22 protein-coding genes and 2 pseudogenes are annotated in these 21,124 nt (G+C 50.4%); all 24 read right to left on the bottom strand.

Annotation, left to right across the window (positions count from 1 at the left end):
* Positions 1-16: 16 nt before the first annotated feature.
* Positions 17-2,494: a VirB4-like conjugal transfer ATPase, CD1110 family gene (locus B5F53_RS02085; protein ID WP_204246890.1), complete on the bottom strand. Its 2,478-nt coding sequence runs from the start codon at positions 2,492-2,494 to the stop codon at positions 17-19.
* Entirely contained in the window at positions 2,397-2,828 is a 432-nt protein-coding gene (locus B5F53_RS02080; RefSeq protein WP_087218967.1) for a PrgI family protein, read from the bottom strand. The genes B5F53_RS02085 and B5F53_RS02080 overlap by 98 nt, the downstream gene beginning before the upstream one ends.
* Before the next feature lie 69 nt (positions 2,829-2,897).
* The gene (locus B5F53_RS02075) at positions 2,898-3,632 is read right to left on the bottom strand and encodes a hypothetical protein (RefSeq protein ID WP_242970204.1); all 735 of its coding nucleotides are present in this window, start codon (positions 3,630-3,632) and stop codon (positions 2,898-2,900) included.
* On the bottom strand, positions 3,629-4,192 hold the full coding sequence (locus B5F53_RS02070) for an MT-A70 family methyltransferase (protein WP_087218964.1): 564 nt from the start codon (positions 4,190-4,192) through the stop codon (positions 3,629-3,631). Before B5F53_RS02070 ends, B5F53_RS02075 begins: the two co-directional genes overlap by 4 nt.
* Positions 4,192-4,641 carry a SpoVG family protein gene (locus B5F53_RS02065; protein ID WP_242970203.1) on the bottom strand — a complete coding sequence of 150 codons (450 nt, stop codon included), beginning with the start codon at positions 4,639-4,641 and terminating at the stop codon, positions 4,192-4,194. Before B5F53_RS02065 ends, B5F53_RS02070 begins: the two co-directional genes overlap by 1 nt.
* A 31-nt stretch (positions 4,642-4,672) precedes the next feature.
* A complete protein-coding gene (locus B5F53_RS02060; protein WP_008394466.1) occupies positions 4,673-5,536 on the bottom strand; it encodes a VirB6/TrbL-like conjugal transfer protein, CD1112 family in 864 nt (287 codons plus the stop codon).
* Between the two features lie 6 nt (positions 5,537-5,542).
* Positions 5,543-5,632, bottom strand: a pseudogene (locus B5F53_RS20920) (Maff2 family mobile element protein); the annotation flags it as partial.
* An 89-nt stretch (positions 5,633-5,721) separates the two neighbouring features.
* On the bottom strand, positions 5,722-7,341 hold the full coding sequence (locus B5F53_RS02050; protein WP_070087575.1) for a recombinase family protein: 1,620 nt from the start codon (positions 7,339-7,341) through the stop codon (positions 5,722-5,724).
* Positions 7,342-7,452: 111 nt separating this feature from the next.
* Positions 7,453-7,641, bottom strand: coding sequence for a transposon-encoded TnpW family protein (locus B5F53_RS02045; RefSeq protein ID WP_002571011.1), 189 nt, complete (start codon positions 7,639-7,641; stop codon positions 7,453-7,455).
* Between the two features lie 14 nt (positions 7,642-7,655).
* Positions 7,656-8,498, bottom strand: a complete 843-nt coding sequence (locus B5F53_RS02040) for an ATP-binding protein (protein WP_002571012.1) — start codon at positions 8,496-8,498, stop codon at positions 7,656-7,658.
* Positions 8,495-9,229 (bottom strand): replication initiator protein A, encoded by a 735-nt coding sequence (locus B5F53_RS02035; protein ID WP_442856281.1) that lies wholly within the window; start codon positions 9,227-9,229, stop codon positions 8,495-8,497. The genes B5F53_RS02040 and B5F53_RS02035 overlap by 4 nt, the downstream gene beginning before the upstream one ends.
* 132 nt (positions 9,230-9,361) lie before the next feature.
* Positions 9,362-9,748: a cysteine-rich VLP domain-containing protein gene (locus tag B5F53_RS02030; protein WP_070087578.1), complete on the bottom strand. Its 387-nt coding sequence runs from the start codon at positions 9,746-9,748 to the stop codon at positions 9,362-9,364.
* Positions 9,738-11,348, bottom strand: coding sequence for a relaxase/mobilization nuclease domain-containing protein (locus tag B5F53_RS02025; RefSeq protein ID WP_070087579.1), 1,611 nt, complete (start codon positions 11,346-11,348; stop codon positions 9,738-9,740). Before B5F53_RS02025 ends, B5F53_RS02030 begins: the two co-directional genes overlap by 11 nt.
* Positions 11,320-11,718, bottom strand: a complete 399-nt coding sequence (locus B5F53_RS02020; protein ID WP_070087580.1) for a plasmid mobilization protein — start codon at positions 11,716-11,718, stop codon at positions 11,320-11,322. Before B5F53_RS02020 ends, B5F53_RS02025 begins: the two co-directional genes overlap by 29 nt.
* 713 nt (positions 11,719-12,431) lie before the next feature.
* The gene (locus tag B5F53_RS02015) at positions 12,432-12,629 is read right to left on the bottom strand and encodes a helix-turn-helix domain-containing protein (RefSeq protein WP_070087581.1); all 198 of its coding nucleotides are present in this window, start codon (positions 12,627-12,629) and stop codon (positions 12,432-12,434) included.
* Positions 12,622-13,044: a sigma-70 family RNA polymerase sigma factor gene (locus tag B5F53_RS02010; protein WP_070087582.1), complete on the bottom strand. Its 423-nt coding sequence runs from the start codon at positions 13,042-13,044 to the stop codon at positions 12,622-12,624. The genes B5F53_RS02015 and B5F53_RS02010 overlap by 8 nt, the downstream gene beginning before the upstream one ends.
* Before the next feature lie 252 nt (positions 13,045-13,296).
* The gene (locus B5F53_RS02005) at positions 13,297-14,115 is read right to left on the bottom strand and encodes a TrmH family RNA methyltransferase (protein ID WP_070087583.1); all 819 of its coding nucleotides are present in this window, start codon (positions 14,113-14,115) and stop codon (positions 13,297-13,299) included.
* Between the two features lie 62 nt (positions 14,116-14,177).
* A pseudogene (locus B5F53_RS20785) lies at positions 14,178-14,491 on the bottom strand (sigma-70 family RNA polymerase sigma factor); the annotation flags it as partial.
* Positions 14,492-14,694: 203 nt separating this feature from the next.
* Positions 14,695-15,561, bottom strand: a complete 867-nt coding sequence (locus B5F53_RS01990) for an AraC family transcriptional regulator (RefSeq protein WP_070087584.1) — start codon at positions 15,559-15,561, stop codon at positions 14,695-14,697.
* A gap of 190 nt (positions 15,562-15,751) precedes the next feature.
* Positions 15,752-17,671, bottom strand: coding sequence for a TetM/TetW/TetO/TetS family tetracycline resistance ribosomal protection protein (tet, locus tag B5F53_RS01985; protein ID WP_070087585.1), 1,920 nt, complete (start codon positions 17,669-17,671; stop codon positions 15,752-15,754).
* A gap of 375 nt (positions 17,672-18,046) precedes the next feature.
* Positions 18,047-18,187: a Maff2 family mobile element protein gene (locus tag B5F53_RS01980; RefSeq protein ID WP_087218952.1), complete on the bottom strand. Its 141-nt coding sequence runs from the start codon at positions 18,185-18,187 to the stop codon at positions 18,047-18,049.
* Positions 18,188-18,431: 244 nt separating this feature from the next.
* Positions 18,432-19,646 carry a VirD4-like conjugal transfer protein, CD1115 family gene (locus B5F53_RS01975; protein WP_442856280.1) on the bottom strand — a complete coding sequence of 405 codons (1,215 nt, stop codon included), beginning with the start codon at positions 19,644-19,646 and terminating at the stop codon, positions 18,432-18,434.
* 496 nt (positions 19,647-20,142) lie between these two features.
* Positions 20,143-20,619 (bottom strand): conjugal transfer protein TraG, encoded by a 477-nt coding sequence (locus B5F53_RS01970; protein WP_087218949.1) that lies wholly within the window; start codon positions 20,617-20,619, stop codon positions 20,143-20,145.
* 28 nt (positions 20,620-20,647) lie between these two features.
* Complete coding sequence (locus B5F53_RS01965; protein WP_242970202.1) at positions 20,648-21,085, bottom strand: PcfB family protein; 438 nt, start codon at positions 21,083-21,085, stop codon at positions 20,648-20,650.
* Positions 21,086-21,124: the final 39 nt, after the last annotated feature.

Here is a 21,124-nt window from a genome sequence, read left to right as displayed (position 1 = left end):
GCGGTGAAGAAGGTTATCACGTCCCGGCCTCCGCGACTTCCTCCGGGCGGGTCGTCATGATCTGATACAGGCTGGTGTCCTTCGGGAAGTGATCGACAAAGGGGATAATCACATTTCCGAAAAACAAAAGACCCTCGCCGGGGCCGCTGTGGGTCACATAGGAAAGCTGCGTCGGGCTGATCCCAAGCTGTTTCGCCAGAATCTGCCTGTCGCCCTGGGCCTGGTTCAGCATGTAGATGAAATCCGAGTTTTCAAAGATGTTCTCGATCTCACGGGAGGCCAGCAGGTCCTTCACATTTTGTGTCAGGCCGCTCGGAATCCCGCCCCATTTTCTGAAACGCTTCCAGATCTCAACAGAAAAAGCACCGGTCTGGCCTTTGAGCAGGAGATGAAATTCATCAATATAGAACCAGGTCGTTTTATGCTTCTCCCGGTTGGCGGTAACGCGGTTCCACACAGCGTCCTGCATGATAAGAAGCCCGATCTCTTTCAAGGCTTTGCCCAGGGATTTAAGCTGGAAGCACAGGACGCGGTGGCTGTCCATGTCGATGTTGCTCCTATGATTAAACACATTTAAGCTGCCGTTGACATAGATTTCAAGGGCAGTAGCGATATTCTGGGCCTCCGGCTCGCTCTGTTTGCGAAGCAGCTCATACAGGTCCCCCAGGATTGGCATATTCTCCGGGCGGGGGTCCTGCAGGTAATCCCGGTACACCAGGCGGGTGCAGCGGTCAATGATAGTTTTCTCGATAGGGGTAAGCCCATCCTTGCCGCCGATAATCAGGTCACACAAAGAGAGGACAAAATCGCTCTTTAATGTAATGGGGTTCTCGTCATCGCTGTAATCCAGGTTAATGTCCAGCGGATTGATATAGTTGGAGGAAGTGGGCGAAAGGTCAATGACCTGCCCCTGTTTCCCAAAGCGTTTTACCAGCGGGCCATATTCATTTTCCGGGTCCGCGATAATAATGGAATCATCCGTCAGCAGGAACACGTTGACGATCTCGCGCTTGGCGCTGAATGATTTGCCGCTGCCGGGAGTGCCAAGAAACAAGCCATTGGGGTTTTTCAGCAGCTTGCGGTTCGCCATAATCAGGTTTGAGGAAATGGCGTTGAGTCCGTAATACAATGCCTGCCCATCCTGGAACAGTTCGCAGGTGGTGAAGGGTACGAAAATAGCGGTGCTGCTGGTGGTGAGGCCCCGCTGTATCTCGATCTGGTTCTGGCCCAGCGCCAGGGAGGACATAAGGCCCTGTTCCTGCTGGTAGTCCAGGCGTTTCAGCGCGCAGTTATACTTCTGGGCAATACCGGAGGCAGCCATAATGTCACTGAACAGCTTTTGCCTTTTCGGGGCTATGTTCTGCACCAGCACCGTTACCAAAAACATACGCTCATTCCGGGATTGCAGATCTTGAAGCAGGTTTTGGGCTTCCTCCCCGTAAGTGGCAAGGTCCGTGGGAATGATGTCCATATCATATCCGGCCCGCACCGCCTTTTTCTGTTCTTCAATCTTCATTTTCTGCAGGTCGCTCATTTTCCGCTTGATATTGCGGATCGCTGTGGCCTGGTCGATGGACTGGATATGCAGGTTGACCGTCACTGCGTCGTCCAGGTCCAGAAATTCGGCCAGCATCCGGTCCGTCAGCTCCGGCGCTAAGATCTGCAAAAAGGACATGGCGCCGGAATACTCCCCAATGCGGAAGGTCTTGCCATCCTTAGAGAAGGTAAAACTGGTGGGCGCGATAAAATCCTTTGTGGAAAGGCCGGTTTTGGCAAGGTCGCTCCAGGCAAACTTAAATTTTTCCTGGCCGCTTGGGTGGAGCTGGCTGTGCAGAAGCTCCAGCCGTTCCAGCCCGCTTAACGGGACCGCCTGGACGCCCAGGGTCTTAAAGTTGTTCAGCACATCCGTTTCCACGCGCTCCAGCCGCATTTTGGCGGTACGCAGGTCGTCCGCCTCAATGCCAAAAGTGATATACTTGCGTTTGGCAAGGCCGTTGTTGCCTTTTTCGAGCTGGTTTTTAAGCATCTCCGCGTACTCACGCCGGATGTCGTCATACTCGTCCCCCTGGGGCGGGATCGCAATGCTTTTGGAAAAGTCCTGCATATTGGCCCGCTGGTTGATAAAGGTGAGCTGGACGCTGATCGTAGAATCAAAGTAATTGAGAAAATCACAGTAATTCTCGAAAATCTGCGCCTTATCGTCCGCCTGGGCAAGCTGGTAGTTAATATCGAAAAACTGAATGGTCTTGGTGTACAGCTTATCATTGACGCGGCAGATCCCGTCCTTATAGATCTCCCGGTAGGGGATCGTCTGCTGGGCTGTCTGCGGCGCGTCCCGCTTTACTCCGCTGAAAAAGCCGCCCTTGCCAGGCGGCTTTGCATGAGGCCCAGATTTTTTACCGGCCTTTTTTACTGCGGACCGGTTTTTTCGCGCCTGCTGGATGTTTGCCTGCAGGCGCTTTTCCTGCGCTTCCTGCTGTTTGGTTTTTGGCAATACTTATTTCCTCCTTCTTCGACATGATTTTATAAAAGTTCCGGGTCTTGTATGGGCGCGTTTCCGGCCACAGGCGGTGACGGATCATATTTTTCAGAATCTTCTCCGCAGGCTGGCCGTCACGCTCATACATTGCCATAAAGAAAAAGGGCATCATCAGCCCGATCATCAAAAGCACCGAAGCGGTATTCCCAATCGCCGTGCGGGTGAGAAAATACACCGGCAGACCAACCGCCCCGGCAATGCTGAAAAAAATAAGCTGCCTTTTCGTCAGATTAAAGGCAACTTTGGTCTTAACCTTCGTCAAATCCTTTGGAACCGGTACATAGGGCAAAAAATCACCTTCTTTCCTTCAAACGCCTGCCGCTGTAAAAAAGGGCAGGAACAATCCATATTTTGCGCTTTACCGCTCTTTCTCGTGGTGCGGCTTTTTATCAGGATCACCCATGCGTGAACTCTGTTCAATAGCCTTTTGCAGCCGGTCTTTCACGGAACCGCTCTCCTGGAGCTGCAAAGGTTCCGCCTCCTGTGATAGTTCCCAAATATCTTCCGCAACTTTATCTTCCACAGGAAAGGTATCGTAGACATTTTGGGGCCATCTGCCGGATATATAGCCCAAAGGGTCATCCAGCCGGAGCAGCAGTTCGGCTTCTCCCGGCTGAAAGGTATAGTGTTCGGCCAGATAGGTATAAACTTCCTGGACAGTCGCAATTTCCCTCGCGTTTGCGACCAGCGCGCCCGTACTGAGAGAATCCAGCTTTTCCATGTAGGCAAAATAATTCTGGCCCAGGCGTTTTATCAGTTCTGTTCTTGGATCTGCCTGGGCCGGAGGAAACCGGTCAAATTTATGGTATGCGCCGATTTTCTCCAACAGTTCGCAAATAGGAAAGCTGTGGGTATGGGTGTTTTCCTCTTTGCACCAGCGGGCAACTTCCAACGGGTCCTGAAACGACAGCAGAGCTTCCACCTCTGCCGGGGTAAAAGGATGTTCCACTTTCAAATAGTAATGAAGCTGGGCGAGATCCTGCAGCTCATAAATACTGCCAATGTCCTGTGAGTCCAGCAAATCCGCATGGACTTTCAGGCAGTCATCCAAGCGCTCCATCAGCAACCGTTTCGCTTCCTGTTCCAAACTCAAATTTCCTCCTTTCTCTCCGGGAGGGTGATGGTGCAATCGACCTCATTGCCCCAGACATCCCATCCCGGCGTTTTCTGACGGGCAAAAAGCTCTACCCTGGGCTGGTCGCCCATCAGCTTAACGATCTTCTCCCGCACAATATCCGGCTTTTTGCTGTGCTGCTCGATATGGGAAATGACAAACTGATGGATTCCGGCGCTCTGCCGTTTCGGATGGCCGCGGGTAGCCAGAAGGCACACTTCCGCGTTAGAGCGCGTCCAGAACCCCATGCCGTAAAACCAGGTGTCCGCTTTGCGGTTTTGTTTCAGCCACAGGAAGGCCAGCGTTTTATACTGGAATCCCCAGGCGTCTATGACACGGAACGCTTCTTTAAGCTGGGGAAATGTACCCCAAAGAAAAAGCGCGCTGTCCTTGGCCGCAAGGTCCGCAACCGGAAGCGCGCAGATTTCTTCAATACTCATTGTGGGATAGTGGTTTTCTGCAACCCCGTGGCCCCGCTTCATATCGTAACGCCAGGGAGGGTCCGCATAGATGATCCCGTATTTTTTAGTCTCCGGCATCAGCGGGAGGGACCGTCTTTGGCGGCGGCTGCCTTCACCGGCTGGCTTTTCACTTTACCGGCGTTCTCTTTCAGCGCCCCGGTCAGCGAAGGCTTTTCCGCGGCGCCTTTCGTAGCCTCCAAAGTCGCCTGCAGGTTTTCAATAGCCGCGCCGTATCCTTCAATCAGCGCCTCATTGAGCTGGCGGCGAAAATCCGCCGTCACCGGCCAGCAGACATCCCTCCAGTTCCCTTTGTTGTCCTGGGTGGAGGGCATATTGACATACAGCCCCTTTTCGCCGGAACAGATCCGAAAGCCGTCGATCTTAAAACAGCCCCCGATGGTGACGTTGGCGTAGGCCAGCAGGTTTCCCATAGGAGCGATAGGCCGGACACGCACATCCAGCTTGAAAGGCAGGTCCCCGTTTGTTTCCGGGACAGTGGGATTTGCAGCAGTATTGTTATTACTCATAAAATGTCTCCTTTACTTTTTAAAACATACGTCAGTGTGCATTGAAAATAGATTTGGATAGCGAACCTGTCTTAAACAGGGCAAAGGCCAGCAGCACCGTATAGCCTGCTGTGCCCCAGATTGCGGCGTGTACGCTGCTGGAAGATGGGATGGATTGGACCAGCACCGCGTAAATCGCAACACAGATCAGGATAAGGAATCCCTGGAAGCCAAGGGCGAACAGGGAGCGCAGGTAATTGGTCCCCATCGCGCCCCATTCGCGGTTGGCAAGTGTGGAAAAAGGAATCGGCGCAATGCTCACGGTCAAATAAATTTCTATCATTCTTCCGTAAACGATCACAAAAATCACGATAGACAAAATCCACATGCACAGATTGATGATATTGGTTTCCAGCCACAGGCCGATCAGCTCCCAGATACCCATGGCTTGAAGCTGTGTTTCCAGGTCGGCCATGGACGCGGCCACATCCAGATTTCCGTTGATGATCCCCGCGCTGTTCGCCACAACCGTCTGCGCCACATCGAATACGGCCATCACAATCGTAAAACAGTTGGTGAGCAGATAGGTGGCAACGAAGGTCTTGAACACCCACTTAAAGATGTTGAAGGTGTCAAATTCGTGCATGTTGTTTTTCTCAAGAATCATCTGGATCAGCTCATACACCAGCACGAAAGTTAAGATCATACCGGCAATGGGCAGCACTACCGTTTCCGATAGCGTCTGGATCATACTGAAAACACCGCCATTCCAGCCCTGGGGCGTCTGGCCTACCTGCGCGGCCACATCGGTTACTTGGTTGTTGACCGATTCAAAGATTCCTGTAAATTGTCCTGTGATGGCGTCGATTAAGCCCTGTTTTATCCAGTCTGTTATCCAGCCAAATAACCAGTCCATGGACGATTAGAACAAGCCCGACAGAAGCGGAATCAGTGTCATCCCTACCACTGCGATACCGCCGCCAGCCATGAGCTGTTTCATACCCTGGCTTTTTACTGATGTGCGATAAAGAAGTAATAGAAATGTAAAAAATTTTGCCGTTCCTATCCGGCACTTGGCCATTGTGTCGGATAGGTCGGGCGTTAGGCTTCGGGCAAGTCAATCTTGCCGACAAAGCTGTAATAAATCTCAATGTCCTGCCTGCGGGTGCCGTTCTCGTCATAGCTACACTCATGCACGACGATTTTTTCAATCATTTCCCGCAAGAGGGTGGGGGTCAATTCCTCAAAGGCAAGGTGCTTTCGGACGATACCCATAAACTTTTCCGCGTTGACGGTGGCGGCCTGCGACTTGTCCAGTTCGGCCTGCAAAGCGGCGGCGCGGTCTTTCAGTTCCCGCTGTTCCTGCTCATAGTCTGCTGACAGTTCCATGAAACGCTCGTCACTGATTTTGCCGTTCACATTGTCCTCATACAGCCGCTTAATAATGCGGCTCACTTCGGCAATGCGCTCCTGCGCCTGTTCAAGCTGCCTGGTGGTTGCGGCGGTCTTTCTCTTGCCGCCGATCTCGTTCTGCTGGATAAGCAGCTTCACAAAGCGGCTCTCATGCTTGGCGGCATACTCCGTCACTTGCCGGAGATTGGAGAGGACACCGGCGGTCAACAGGTCGGTGCGGATAAAGTGCGCCGTACAGTCGCGGGTGCGCTTCTTGTAGCTGCCGCAGATGTAACAGTCCTGCTTGCGGTTCTTGTTCTGATACCGCTGCTGGTACATCACATGGCCGCAGTCGGCGCAGAACAGCATACCGGAGAACAGCCCCACTTCATCATAGCGGTTCGGGCGTTTGCGCTGCTTGCGTAACTCCTGCACGCGCTCCCATGTTTCCCGGTCTATGATAGGCTCATGGTGGTTCTCAAAAATGGCCTGCTTCTCCACGGGGTTCTCTACACTGTGTTTGACCTTGTAAGAGGGCTTTTCCGTCTTGAAGTTTACCAGACAGCCGGTGTACTCCCGGTTTTCGAGGATATGAACGACGGTGTTTGTCGCCCATTTACACTCATAGCCGGGGTGGTAGCGGCGTGTGCTGCCTGTCCTGCGGTATTCCAGCGTCCCCGGCGTGGGGATTTGCTGCTCCGTAAGCATACGGGCAATCTTGGTCGGGCCATTCCCGGCAAGGCAAAGCTGGTATATCTGCTGGACAACCGGCGCGGTTTCCTCGTCAACGATATAGTTCTCGTCCTCGTCCATGAGGTAGCCATAGACCGGCTTGCTGGTAACAGGCTTGCCGCTCATGCCTTTTGCTCGTTTTACTGCCTTGATTTTCTTGCTCGTATCTCTCACCAGCCATTCGTTGAACAGATTTCGCAGAGGGGTAAAATCGTTGTCCATGCTGCCGTTTGCGCTGTCCACATTGTCGTTGACAGCGATAAAACGCACTCCCTTTTGAGGGAACAGCATTTCCGTGTAAAACCCTACCTGCAAGTAGTTTCGCCCTAACCGGCTCATGTCCTTGACTATGACGGTTCCGACTTTCCCGGCTTCAATGTCTGCAAGCATGGCTTGAAAACCGGGTCTTTGAAAGTTCGCGCCGGAGAAGCCGTCGTCGGTGTACCAGCGCAGATTAGTAAAGCCGTTCTGCTTGGCGTAGGTTTCCAAAATCCTTTTCTGGTTCGATATGGAATTACTCTCGCCTTGCAACTCGTCCTCATGGGACAATCTCGGATAAAGGGCGGTAATGAGGTTTTGGGTGGCTTGTCTTAACATAAAATCCTCCGTTTCCGACAGCCAGCCCCACTATTCCGTGGTTTCATTGTACCACGGAATAGGGCGGGCTGTATAGCGGCAAAAGTGTAAAATCTGCTTCTTTATGATTTGTCAAATTGCCGGTTTTTGTGTAGCAGCGGCTTCCGCTTCCAGTACCCGCGCCATTTTGTCGGCGGCGGTGGTGGTAGTGTCTTTCTTGAAATAGCCGGACACGACAAGGACGGAATTGCCCATGCGGATTTCCGTCACGCAGTCGGGGCGGCGGGCGGTGCGGGTGTCGTGCTGCTTGTTATCTGTCATAGGCAATACTCCTTTCAGTCGGTAATCAGTTTCTTCATGCTCTCCATTTTCCGCTGCGCGGCTTCCTGCCGGAAGTTGTCGCCGGTAAAGCGTACCGGGACGCACATGGAAAGCAGGCGGTCATAAATCCGGGAATGGGCGGTGTCCTCCGGGTTCCGCAGGTCGTCCAGCGTGAGGTTGGTCGTGACGATCAGCGGCTTGCCGCTGCGGTAACGGCTGTCAATCACATTGAAAACCTGTTCCAGCCCGTACTCGGTGCCGCGCTCCATGCCGAAGTCGTCAATGATAAGCAGCGGATAGCGGCAAAGGCGGGAAATGTACTCGTTGCGGTTCTCAAAGCTGGCGGCAAGGTCGTTGAGGATAAGGGCAAAATTCGTCATGTGGACGGGGATTTCTTTCTCCATAAGGGCGTTTGCGATACAGCCCGCAAGGTAGCTTTTCCCGGTTCCCACGCCGCCCCAGAACAGGCAGCCGATATTGTCGGCTCGCATATCCTCCCAGTGTTCCACATACCGGCGGGCAATCCCGGCCTGCGGGTTCCTGCCGTTGTCGTTCTCAAAAGTCCAGTCCCGCATGGTGGGGTCGGTAAAGCCCCGGCGTTTCAGTTCCTCCACGGTGTCAAAGTGCCTGCGCCGCTTCTCGGCGGCCTCCCGTTCCTCGCGGGCGGCTCTCTGGCAGTCGCACTCTGCCGGGTGGCGGTCGCGGCCAAAGATAGCGGCCTTATCCGGCGCAAAATAGGCTTCTTTCGGCTTGCGGCACCTGCCGCAGTACAGTAAACCGTCCTCGCCGGTGTAGTCCTCCGGCTCCGGGGTGGCAGTCGTCATATTCTCCAAAACAGCGTTGATTTCGTTCTTCATAAACTCTCGCCCTCCTTGCATGAGTAGTCAGGGATGCCCTTTTTCGGGGCGCCCTTTTTGTCGTTCCCCGCCCATATCCGAAGGGCGGCGGCATAGTTCTGGTAGCTTTTCCCGCTGGCGGCAAGGTAGCGGCTCATTTCCTCGATGAACCGTTCCAGCCTGTCGGGGTACTCTGCCTGCAACTCGTCGTATTCGGTCTGTGACAGAAAAATATTCTGGTATCGGCCATAGGGCGCGGGCGGCTCCCCACTCACTCCCTTTGTTTGGCTCTCTGTAAGGTTGTTTATAGTAGTTTGGTTAGGGGACGGTTTTCCGACCATCATAAGGTCGGTTTTCTGACCATCAGTAGGACGGTTTTCCGGCTCTATGAGGGTCGGATTTCCGGCCATCAGTTGGTCGGAAAACTGTACCTGTGGCACTCGCGGCACTTTGACATAAAGCCGGTTCGGTGCGGAGAAGCCGCCCCGTTCCCGTTCCAGCAGCCCCGCCATGTCCAGTTCATTAAGCGCCCCCTTTATGGTGGTGCTGCCCTTATCCAGTATTTCGGCTATCTCCGCGATTGGATAGATAATATATATCCTGCCCTCGTCGTCCTGCCACTTGTTCTTCTGGGAGAGTGTGGAACGGTCTAACAGCAGCGAATACAGCAGCTTGGCGGTCTGGGAAATCTCCATTTTCAGCAGGAAACGGGGGTAGGGCAGATAGATAGGCAGCGGCGTGTCTGCCATGATATAATCAGCGATAGTATCACCTCCCTGTGTTCGGGTTGATTGTGGTGTTTTGTCACGCCTTAGAACGGCGTTTCCGGGGGAAAAGGATAAATGTATCGCGTACCCTTTGACACTCACGAAAAAAACCTTGATTCATGCGGGTTTGAAAGGCTCTAAAGCGTGACATTTCTGCCTTTGTTTCCGCTTTCTCTCGGCGGCTTTGAGTTTCTTCATGCGTCCGGCGCAGTCGGGGCAGTATTTTCCCCGGTTGGATTTGGGGACAAATGCCGCCCCGCAGACCTCACACCGTTTCCGGCTCCCCCGGTACAAGAGGGCTGCGGCCAGTTCCCCGTCAAGGGGCAGGACAGCCACACGGAACCAGCGGCACATGAGGGAAAGGGAAATGCTTTGGACGCACACGCAAGGCTCCCCGTCGTCTAACAGCAGGCAGTTTCCCTCGTCGTAGTTACAGCACTCATGTACCAGCCGCCGCGCCCGCCGGTGCTGGCGGTAGTCCATGCGGGGCAGGTTATCGCTCATGGCTCTGCTCCTTTCTGCGGTGGGGTTCCTCCCGGCGCAAAATCTGGTCGATGTTCCGCTTGACGGTCTGCAACTCCTTGAACCGCTGTTTCTGTTCGTGGTAGGTGTTATACAGGCCGTCTTTCTCGGAGATAAGCTGCTCGATCTCGGCCTGCAACGCTTTCCGGGCGGGCAGCTTGGTGATGCCATGCGCCTTGAAATACCGGGCGGCGGCTTCGGCTATGATAAAATCGCTCTCGTTTGCCTGCCGGTAGGCGGCGCGGGCTTTCTCGGATTTCTGCGCTTTCAGCCCGTCGCGGGTGGGCTTGGTCTTGGCATAGGCAAGTACCTGTTGCTGCAACTCCTTTTTCCCTTGTAGCTTCGTTTCCAGTGCTTTCAGTTCGCCGCTGGTCTGGCGCATTTCCTGATAGGCGGTATCAACGGCGGCTTCTAACTGCTCCGGGGAAGTAAAGCCGTATTCCTGATACACATTCAGCGTCGCGGCCATTTGTTTGAGGTTGTGCATGGTCGCCCAGCGTTCATAGCCCCGGCCTTTGCCCTCGGCCATTTTCTGCTCAATGTCCACAAGCCGCTGCACACCGTCCTGCTTCGGGGCGGTTTGTGGGGCTTTTGTGTTCCCATGCCGGGGGTATTCGAGTATGGCTGCGGCCTTTTCTGTGGCTCTGGCGGCGTTCTGCTCCAAAACGGAAAGGACAGCGGTGCGGTCAAAGTCGTCGCCCAGCTTCCGGGCGGTAATGGGCTTTGTCCTGTCCGGCGTGAGATAGGACAGCCGCCCCCGGCTCTCCTTGACGGTCACGCCCTCCCGCAGCAGCAGAGAGGAAAATTCGTCAAAGCTGGCGGCGGTGGCAAGGGCTTTCCGTATGGTCTGCCGCAGCTTCTCCTTGTTCGTTTCAAACTTGGTCTGCCGGGGCGTGATACCGCCTGCAATCATGGGGGCGTTCTGCTTGTCCAGCGCAGCCTGTCCCTTTTTCTGCGCCCAATACTCCCGGTCGGTCACGCGGTTCTTGCTGCCGTTCAAGAGGTCGATTTGGTAAAGCCCCTCCCGGTGGCACATCTCCATGACTTCGGATTTGAAGTAGCGCAAGGCAGCGTCGGTACAGCGGTGCTTGCAGCCGGCTTTCGTGTCGGCTGGCCTGTCCATGTAGGGCAGGAACGGTACTTCCTCTATCCGCAGGCTGTTAATGACGATATGCACATGGATATTGCCGCTGTGGTTGTGGCCGTCCGGGTGGGTGCATACAAGGGCTTGGTGGCCGGGGAAATGCTCGGCGCAAAACTTCTCGCCCAATGCCTGCGCCCGGTCTACGGTCAAGCCGTTGTCCGGCCCGTCCCGTGGGTCAAAGCTGATGATATAGTGGTGGCTTTTCACATCTTCCCGCCGCTGGTTCTTCCCATAGCGGAGATTTGCCCGCATACAGGCAACGGCAAAATCCTCCCCGCCGCAGTTCAGCGTTGACAGCCGGTAGTCCTCGCGGGGGATAAGCCTGCCGGTTTCATCAAGGACGGGCTTCATGGTAAACTCGTCATGCTCAAAGAGAAGATATTGTTCGGCGGCTCCGTAGTCGGCGTTTTTAGAGTTGATATGCTTGAGTGTTGCCAACTGCGTCACCTACTTTCTTGAGGACTTCATACTTGAGGGCGGCAAGGTCGGCTATGGCGGCGCGTACCTCGCCGGACAGCGCATTGTAGGGTGAGCCGTACTCGTTCAGATACCGGGCAATCTGATTGAGGTTGCCGCCGATCCTGCCGTACTCGGCGGCCAGCTTCCCGACAGCGGAGAGCAGTTCATCATTGACCGCCGATACATGGACAACGGGGCGTATGGTCGTGCGCCGTATCGCCTGCCGGAGAAATTCCGACTGGCTGATACCATAGGGCGCAAGCCGCGCTGTGAAGTCGGCGTATTCATCTTCGGACAGCCGGGTTTTCACAACGCGGCTGCGGTGGGGCGTGTTGTATTTCTTTCGCATAGGCTGAAAACCTCCTCTCACTATTCTTATTGCTGACTTTTTTCGGATTTTGGGCGGAGAAAATTTCCTCTCACTCCTCCCATTGCTTAACTTTTCGGGAAATTACAAAAACTTTTTTTTGCATTTCGGCAGAAAAATCCCTCTATACCTCCCATTGGGCAACTTTTTGGAAAATAACAAAAACTGTTTTCAGCTTTTTCGCCCGTAAGGGCGTATAGCAGGGTTTGGGGAAGGCACTCCCCAACAAGTTTCCCGCGAGGGGCAAAACCGCAGAATTGCGGATTTTGGCACCGTGGTAGAAACTTGCTCTTAGTAAGCCGCAGACTGCCCCTGTCCGGGCTTTTCCGTACATAGAGCGAACGGGGCGGGGCTTTCAGCCCGCTGTGCGCGGTCTTTTTTTTCTTTCGCCAAAGATACATTCAAAAGGCCGCCAGCTACCCGCTGTCCGGGGATTTTTCAAATTTTCTTTTGCCTTAGTAATCCGGGAAACAGGATTTTGGCAACCTACGGGGCAGAGAATTTTTCCTTTCACTCCCTACAACACTGCGTTTTGAAATTTGCCAAACGGAGCAGGCAGCTTTTTCTGGCTTCACCTACCTACTACGGGTGACTTTGCGATTTTGCCAAATGGACAACAAAAAAAGCAGCAAATCTTTTTCAGACTTACTGCTTTCACTGGCCGCTGGTGGGCGGCTGGTATTCAGTTTTGGGGCTTATCGGTCAAAGCGAAACTTGAATAGTGCGGAGATTAGCTGCTGCTTCACATATTCCTCAACCTCGGCGTTAACCTGACCGTGTACTTTGGAAAAGTAGCGGATATATCCGGCATAGTGGGAAAGGACGGTGTCGATTGCGTCCGGGTCGCCCTCATGGGCTTTGACGATTGTTTCATAGGGGAGAAGTTTACTCATGGTCTTTTCCCTCCATGAGCCGCCGTAGCCGCTGCAAGGCAAGCTGGATATGCCGCCCCGCTGTGCTGCGTGTCCGGCCAATATGTACGCCGATCACTCGCTGCGGCTGGCGCAGGAAATAGTAACGGAAAATCTCTTCCTGTGTCTGCTCCGGCAAGAGGGCAAGGGCGGCGGCAAGTTCCGCATGGTACAGAACGGCGGTCTGGCCGCAGGCGGTAAAAAGATATTCTTCAAGCTGCTCCGGTTCGGCAAGCTGGACAAACTTCTCATTCATCAGATAGTCAAGAGAAACTTCCCGTTCCCACCTCCGGCGCAGCTTTAAGATTATATCTATGGCTGCGTGACGAATGACAATCTTGCAAAAGGCATTGAATGTGTACTGGATATGCACTTTGTAGGCTTCATCTTCGGTCATGGAAATTCCCCCTCTCTGAATAATAGTGCGGGGCGGCAGCACTCCTTGCTGTCGCCCCTTGATTGCCTATCTGCAAAGGCGGGCGGGGCTGTCAACGGCGGCGCATATGCGCCGTTCATCTTGACTGTTGACTGGCTCGGCTGGCTTTGCCATTTGAGTGTAATTGCTTATTCTTTTTTTATTTGCAGACTTTTGAGGTAGAACGCCTGCTCCTCCCTTTTCTCTGGCTCACTCTCAAAAGGGTTATGCTGTCTAATTCATTCGTTGTCTTACTATTTCATACATCATTATAGATGCAGCACAACTGACATTGAAAGAACTGGCATAGGAATCTTCAGCCATAGGAATCGTACATAAAACATCACAATATTCCTTAAATGCCTTATTTAATCCCATGGTTTCATTTCCCATCATTAACATAACCGGGGTTTTCAAGTCCTCATGATAGATAGGCTTTTCGTGGTGGGCTGTTGTGCCTATGATCTTAAAGCCAGGGTATTTTATTCTAAGGCTTTCAACGAATTTATATAAATCCTCATTGTGAATGATTCGAATCACCGGAAGATTGAAAAAAGAACCCATCGCCGAAACAATTACATCAGGCTCATACAAATCAACCGCATGTCCAGTAATTATCAACATATCTACTCCCAACGCATCACATGAACGTATCATCGTACCTAAATTTCCTTTATTAGAGGGCCTGTCAAATAACACAATAAATGGATTGGAAGATAACGCAACATTTTCTAACCTGTCTTCCCTCATTTCAATAATAGCCAATAATTCAGAAGTTTCTTCTTTTCCACTTAATTCCTTTAGCAACTGTGCCGTAAGAGTATAATTGACTTCTGTTTTTACTGTTTCTATCATATGTTTTGCCCAGCCTGACAGATTATTCTTGTCATAAATAAAAGAAATAATCTTCCAGTTATTTTTAACCGCTTCATTTAAACTTCTTACGCCTTCAACAATAAATTGATTATATTTATATCTTTTATTTCGATTATGCTTCAATACTTCAAATCTCTGGTAATCATTATTTTTATTTAATATAGAAACAACTTTCATTTCAATACCTGCCTCATCATACTTTGGTTTTCGAATTTTTCACCCATTGTAAGCCCATTTTTGAAAAAATAAGGGAAAATGATTTCCCGGTTTTTCTGTGGCAGGGATAACAGGACGGCGGCAAGTTTTCCATTGGTGAGGATAACTGCCTGACCGCATATCGTTATAGGGTGTTCTTCATGGGGTGCTTCAAAATATTCGTCTGTTGTGCCTAAAGGGTAAAACTTTTCTTCTGTGAGGTATTCAAGGGATATTTCTTTTTGCCGCCGTCTGCTCCTGTCACGCCATGCGTTGATAGCCGCATAGTGTATGACGGTCTTGCAAAGCCATTGAACGTGTACATGATGTGTTCTTTGTATGCTTCTGTGCAAGGCATAGATGATTCCCCCTTTCTCCCACATAGGGCGTTGTATGGTTGACGGGTTTCATTTATAATATCAGAGGGCGGCAGCACCCCTTGCTGTCGCCCCTTGATTGCCTACCAGCAAAGGCGGGCGGGGCTGTCAACAGCGGCGCATATGCGCCGTTTATCTTGACTGCCCGCTGGCTCGGCTGGCTTTCCTATTTGAGTGTAATTGCTTATTCTTTTTTTGTTACTGGAATCCAAATTTCACTGTATGCGTAGTTGGGCTTTTTGTCGTCCATTTTTGTAAAAGAGAAAGAAAACGGCTCTGCCAGTTCATAATCTGCCGTCATAAACCATTCGGAGTAGATTCTTGCCATTGTATCCTGCAAAGTAAACGGGAAGATTCCTTCATTTGGAAAAACTGCCCACGTATGAGCTTTAACAGGAAATGTGTCCAGATTACTGCTAATGTCATTTTTAGTTGTTAAAACTCCAATTAAATGCGTTAATTCACCAGCTTCTTCAAGAAAGTTCGTATCTGATTCATAGGAAACATTTACAGTTTCATATGGCTCAATGTTTTGCAACCGGTGCATTTCTTCTTTCTGTTCCTGTGTTATGCTTTGTGCCAGTTCCAAAATAGCGTTGTTTACTCCCTCATATTGTAACGGCACTCGTTTACTTACACCTGCAAACGTAAAAGCAGGTTTTTCAACAATTTTATATTCCATTAAAGTTCCTCCCTTCATAGTTACAACAAATTGTAACTTTTGGCATGATTTACATTGTTTCAACTTTGCGACTTGTGACGGTAAGATACCGCTCCATTTTTTAAAGGCACGTGTAAATCCGTCTACGGATTGATACCCATATTGATAAGCGACATCTGTTACCTGCGCCCCCTGCAACAATTCTTTGTTAGCTTCTGAAAGTCGTCTGTTTTTTACATACTCATTCAGCGTCATATTGGTAAGCGCAAAAAATATTTTTCTAAAATGATAATCTGAAACATTTATATGCTCAGAAATCTTCTCAAGTAAAAACTCGTCCTCCAGGTGCGCTTCAATATAGTCCATCGCGTCATTCAATTTCTTTAACACATTGCCCCTCCTTCCGAATAAGAATATCACAATTTAGAAAGATATGTTCGACATTAGCATACAAAATTAGTCGGGTTATAAATAAAGGCCGTTTGCTCAATATAAGTTTACACAAAACCGACTTGAAAACAAAACTAACATAGACTCTCCTTATATTCAAAGATTTTTATCCGTGATAACGCACAAAATATTACGTTATTTTCTGAAACATATGCCGAACCTTATCTAAACGGCTGTTAGGACGGCGTGGCTGCAATACAGGCTCCCCGGAAATTTCTTGGTACCCTTTTAATTCGGTAAGGCAGACGCTTCTCCCATTTGTATAAAAATTTAAATCATTCCTATATTCGCCGATGCAGCGGGCGGGGATTTCTCCCGTAAAAATAACTTCATCATTTTTAAGCAAGGTTGATTCAATCACTGCACAATACTTCGGTGCGTCATTATAAGCCCGTGAAATATATTCCTGCGGTGCAAAAAGGGTAAAGGAAAGGTATGGTTCCAATAATTGTGTTCCTGCTCTTTTCAATGCCTGTTCTAACACGATAGGAGCAAGGGAACGAAAATCTGCGGGGGTACTAACTGGACTGTAATAAACTCCATAGTCAAAACAAATTTCACAATCTGTCACTTCCCAACCGTATAAGCCTTGCTCCATTCCATAACGCACCCCTTCCATAACGGCATTTTGAAAACTTTGGTTTAAATAGCCGAGAGATACTTTGCTTTTAAACCGGGTTCCACTTCCGGCAGGAAGTGGCGTTACAGTTAAGCCAATGGATGCCCAAAACGGATTCGGCGGCACTTCAATATGAATCGTGTAACTGGCTGTTTTTAATGGCCTTTCCAGATAAATGACCGTAGGTTCTTTCACATTTATGTTCACATGGTATCGCTCTACTAACAGAGAGCATACAACCTCTAACTGGACTTTTCCTAAAAAAGAAATGATGATTTCATGCGTTATCGTATCCACATAGTAATGCAACAGCGGATCTGTATCTGCAATTTCCGTCAGGGCATTCAGCAGGAGGTCTCTTTGTTCCTGATTTTGCGGCTCCACCGTCGTCCGAAGCAAAGGAATCGGATTTTTTTCCCATGCCTTGCGCGGCAAAAGTTCTACATTTCCGAGAGTATCATTCAGCTTCAGAGTGTCATTGGTCAAAATAACAATTTCTCCGCAACAGGCTGTGTCCGCCGGTATAATCTCTCCGTTTGACGGAATCCTCATTTCTGTGATTTTTAGTTTTTGATTTTGGGGCAGGAGAATCGTATCCCGTAAATGAAGTGTCCCGCTGTATAACCGCAAATAAACGAGCCGCTTTTTCTGGTCTGTGTACTCGATTTTAAAAACGCTTCCGCATAGCTCGGATTGATCGTTGTCCGCACCAGAAGTAAATGTTTCTGCAATCACTTCAATCAGCTTTTCAGTTCCGATATTGTTCTTTGCACTCCCATGATAAATAGGAAACAGGGAACCGTTTTGCATTCTTCTGCATTTCTCCCTCTGTAAATCTTGTATTTTCAAAGGTTCCCCCGCAATATATTTTTCCAAAAGTTCATCATTTCCAGCAATAATAGAATCCCATTTTTCTATATCCTCAATGTCTGTCAGAGACACTTCCGGAGTGAGCGAAACATCTTGCATAACCATGACATCATCAGAAAGTTTTTCTCTGATATTTTGATAAACGCTCTGTAAGTCAATGCCCTCCTGGTCTATCTTATTTACAAAAATAATCGTTGGGATTTTCATTTTCTGGAGCGCATGGAACAGTACCCGTGTTTGTGCCTGCACGCCGTCCTTTGCGGAAACTACTAAAATTGCTCCGTCAAGAACAGCAAGTGAGCGATATACTTCCGCCAAAAAGTCCATATGGCCGGGGGTATCGACAATATTGATCTTATAATTCTTCCAGCCGAAAGAAGTGACGGCCGTTTGAATGGTAATCCCACGCTGGCGTTCCAACAGCATGGTGTCTGTCCGCGTTGTTCCCTTATCTACACTCCCTAATTCCGGAACGGCTCCGCTGGTATAGAGCAGGCTTTCTGTCAAAGTCGTTTTTCCTGCGTCTACATGAGCAAGAATGCCGATATTGATTATTTTCATGTGTTTGTCCTCCATTCAGCCCCCAAAGGGCATAAAAATCCCCAGCAGCAAAATACTTTTACCGCTGGGGATATAGCGAATAGACATACACATACATACAACGCACTGCAAGCAGCGGTCGCTCTTTTGATATGTCAAATATATAAGGCAAAAGTATTCTTAAAAAGGGTACAAAAAACTAAGCCCCTTGCAAGGGACGGTTACAATTCTTTGTTCCCACTATTTGATTATAGTTAATTAAGAATACCTTGCCGCATATTTTTAACTCCTTACTTGGAATAGAAATATTATAGCATATCGGCATTGAAAAAGAAAGTCCTGAAACAAAATTTACGGAATAGTAGGCTGCTGTCTATCAATCTCTTGTGTGTTTCTTTATGACACATGAGCATTGGCGCCGGGATTGTCATTTCCATATCCTTCCAGAAGATTGATGACGCCCCACGCGCCCAAACCGGCGCCCAGCGCGACAACCAAGATCTGCAGGGTATCAATAGCAGAAGTGAAAAAACTCATATTAGGGTAATTACCTCCTTATCAAATGAAAAATAATGTTGTGGCCGTTTTTGGCCTGAAACGAAAAAAGCCGCCCGCTGCTTGAAAAGAGAACAAACAGCGGGCGGCGAACGCAGGCGTATATCCTGCGGACTGTGAGTAAATTCAGGAGAATCACGGCTCCTTACCAATAGGCACCTCCTTAAAATGGGCATAAAAAAACAAGGCCCGCCGAAAAGAATGGGAAACTTGCAGATCGGCGGGCCTATTCGGTATCGTCTGCGGATTCTTCCGCCAGCTCGGACGGGCTGATCTCATAGTTGAGGAACAAATCGTCCGGCTTCACCCGCAAGCGGGTAGACAGGTATTTTTCTATATCAAACGTATTTTTCGGGTTAAAATCCGAAAGGTACTTATAATTGGGGTGTTTTGTAATATCGTACTTTCTGGACAGGAAGGGCCGGACGCCGCGCACCTGCAGCAGACACTTCCCGCCGTCCATCACAGCCAGCTCGTCCATGGACATCAGATCTTTGCCCAGCTTTTGGAAGTTCTGGCCGTGGGATTCCTGCGTGCCCTTCGTGACGCTGGTGTTATACATATCAATGGTTTCTTTCCCCAGCAGGGCGCTCCAGCTTTTTAGGGTGGTTTCTTCCTTTCCTCCCAGGAATAAGCTGGAATCACAGTTGCCGATAATGGTGTCCATGTTATCTTTATACAGTGCTTTCAACTGGCTCTGCGCCTGCAGCACCAGGCAGGCCGAAATCTCTCTGGACCTGATCGTTGCCATGAGTTTTTCGAGGTTCGGAATCTGCCCAATGTTAGCCGCCTCGTCGATCAGGCAGCGCACATGCACCGGCAGCCGGCCTCCATACTTATCATCCGCTCTTTCACAAAGCAGGTTGAAAAGCTGCGTATAAGCCATGCTCACCAGAAAGTTGAATGTGGCGTCCGTATCGGAAATAATAAAGAACAGCGCTGTTTTCCGGTCCCCGACCAAATCCAGCTCCAGCTCGTCATACATGGTGATCTCCCGGACTTCCGCAATATCAAAAGGCGCAAGCCTGGCTCCGCAGCTAATCAAAATCGACTTCGCTGTCTTGCCCGCCGCCAGCTTATATTTTTTATATTGCCGGAGGGCGAAGTGGTCCGGGTCTTTCTGTTCCAAAGCGTCAAAGAGAAGGTCAACCGCGTTTTTGAACGATTCATCATCCTCCCGGACTTCCATGGCATTTATCATTTCTACCAAAGTGGAGAAGTTCTGCTCGTTCTTGGGAGCCTCATAATAGATGTAGCCGATTAAAGCCGTGTAGAGCAGCGTTTCGGCCTTCACCCAAAAATCGTCCCCGGATTTTCCTTCCCCTTTGGTATTGGCGATCAACACTGTTACCAGCTTTAATATATCCTTCTCCGAATGTAGATACGCGAAGGGATTATAGTGCATACTTTTCTTAAAGTTAATGGTATTGAATACCTTGATCTGATAAGACTCATAGATGATCTTGCCTTTCTTATTGCGTAAGGGCTTTCCGTCCTTGCCCAGCCTGGGAGAACCGCGGGAGAGCAGCTTTCCGCACTCCACCAGGACAGTACCCTTCGGATCTGTCACTACATAGGAAGAATGGAGCTGCATCAGGTTCGGCTTAATGAAGAAGCGGGTTTTCTGTTCGTGATTACCGGATAGCTTTTTATCTATCCCTCCGGGGCTTTCGCCCATTTCCATCGGCATGGCGTCCATGCCCGGCATAGCATACCTTTTCACCCAGCAAAGACCGGCAGGCGGCGCGGACTCGTGGAGCCGTTATATTCTGCCGAAACAGGTTCAGGCTCTATGCGTTGCGTGTGGCTTCCTTTTTACGGGCAAGCCTTCCACTCTGATTAGGGCGCGACACCCTTCCAGGTTTCTTCCGCGCTGATACCCTCGACCTGCAGCCGGTATTGGTCGAGGCGGCGAAAGCAACGCCCATTCGCGCATTTCAAGCATTGCCTGTCAGTCCACCACTGCCGCTTCCTCCAACGACAAGGACATTTTTATTCCGGGCAAAAGCCGGATTTTTTGGCCTGCCGGACATCATCAGCCCTTCCGTCTGGGTCAGGATGATGTTGTTTTCCGGCTTAGGGTCCATAAAGGGGGCAATATCCGCCTTTGTGCCCCAGCGGGCGCTCCCGTATTCCACATCCTTCCTGTACTTTTTGGCATTTTTCCCTTTCACATAGACCACCAGACGGACCAGCGCAGCGCCGATCAGCCCAACCAGCCAGTCAACCGCTGCGCCGGGCATAGAAGTCTGAAAGGCCAAGGTAAAGCCATCCGCCAGCCCCAGCAGCTTTGTAGAAGCGTCAACACCGGGGGCCAGCCGCACCGCTTCGCCAACCTTGGCAAAGAACCAAAGGAATATAAGATAAGGAAGGTTCGGAAGCACATACTTTTTCAGAATATCCGTCATCTTCATCGTTCCGGCCCTCCATGCTCCTTGTTTTTTACAGGGTGCGGGCCAGCTTTCTCGCAATCTCTTTGAATTTCGATAGCTGGGAGAGAAGGGACGGCCTGTTTTCGCGTTTTACCGTCTTTTGCGTATATTTCTTGAAGGCGGTTTCAATCGCGTCAGCCTGGCTTGCCTTAAAATACACGGTCCACTTAGGCGGGGAAACGGTGATGTCTTTCTCCACATGGTAGCGGACTTTATATTTCTTTGCGTACCGCTCAAAAGAGCGAATCCGGTCCTCAACCTCGATCTTATGGGCGTCCGGCGTCTGCGCCGTAAGGCGGCGCAGACTGTTACGGCCGACTTTTGGGGTAGTGCGCTCTTTTTCAATCTTCCGCAGGGCGGCGGCAACAGCGGCCCGCATCACACGGCCCGTCAGTTTTGCGGCCTGGACCGTTACGGATATGGATTTCCGTTCAAGTTCTTCCTGCAATCACATCCTCCTTTCGCATGATATATATAATAAGTAGAA

Source organism: Blautia sp. An249, assembly GCF_002159835.1.
Lineage (GTDB): Bacteria > Bacillota > Clostridia > Lachnospirales > Lachnospiraceae > Blautia_A > Blautia_A avistercoris.
Note: the sequence above shows the minus strand (reverse complement) of the source record. Positions and strands in the feature narration are given on the sequence as shown.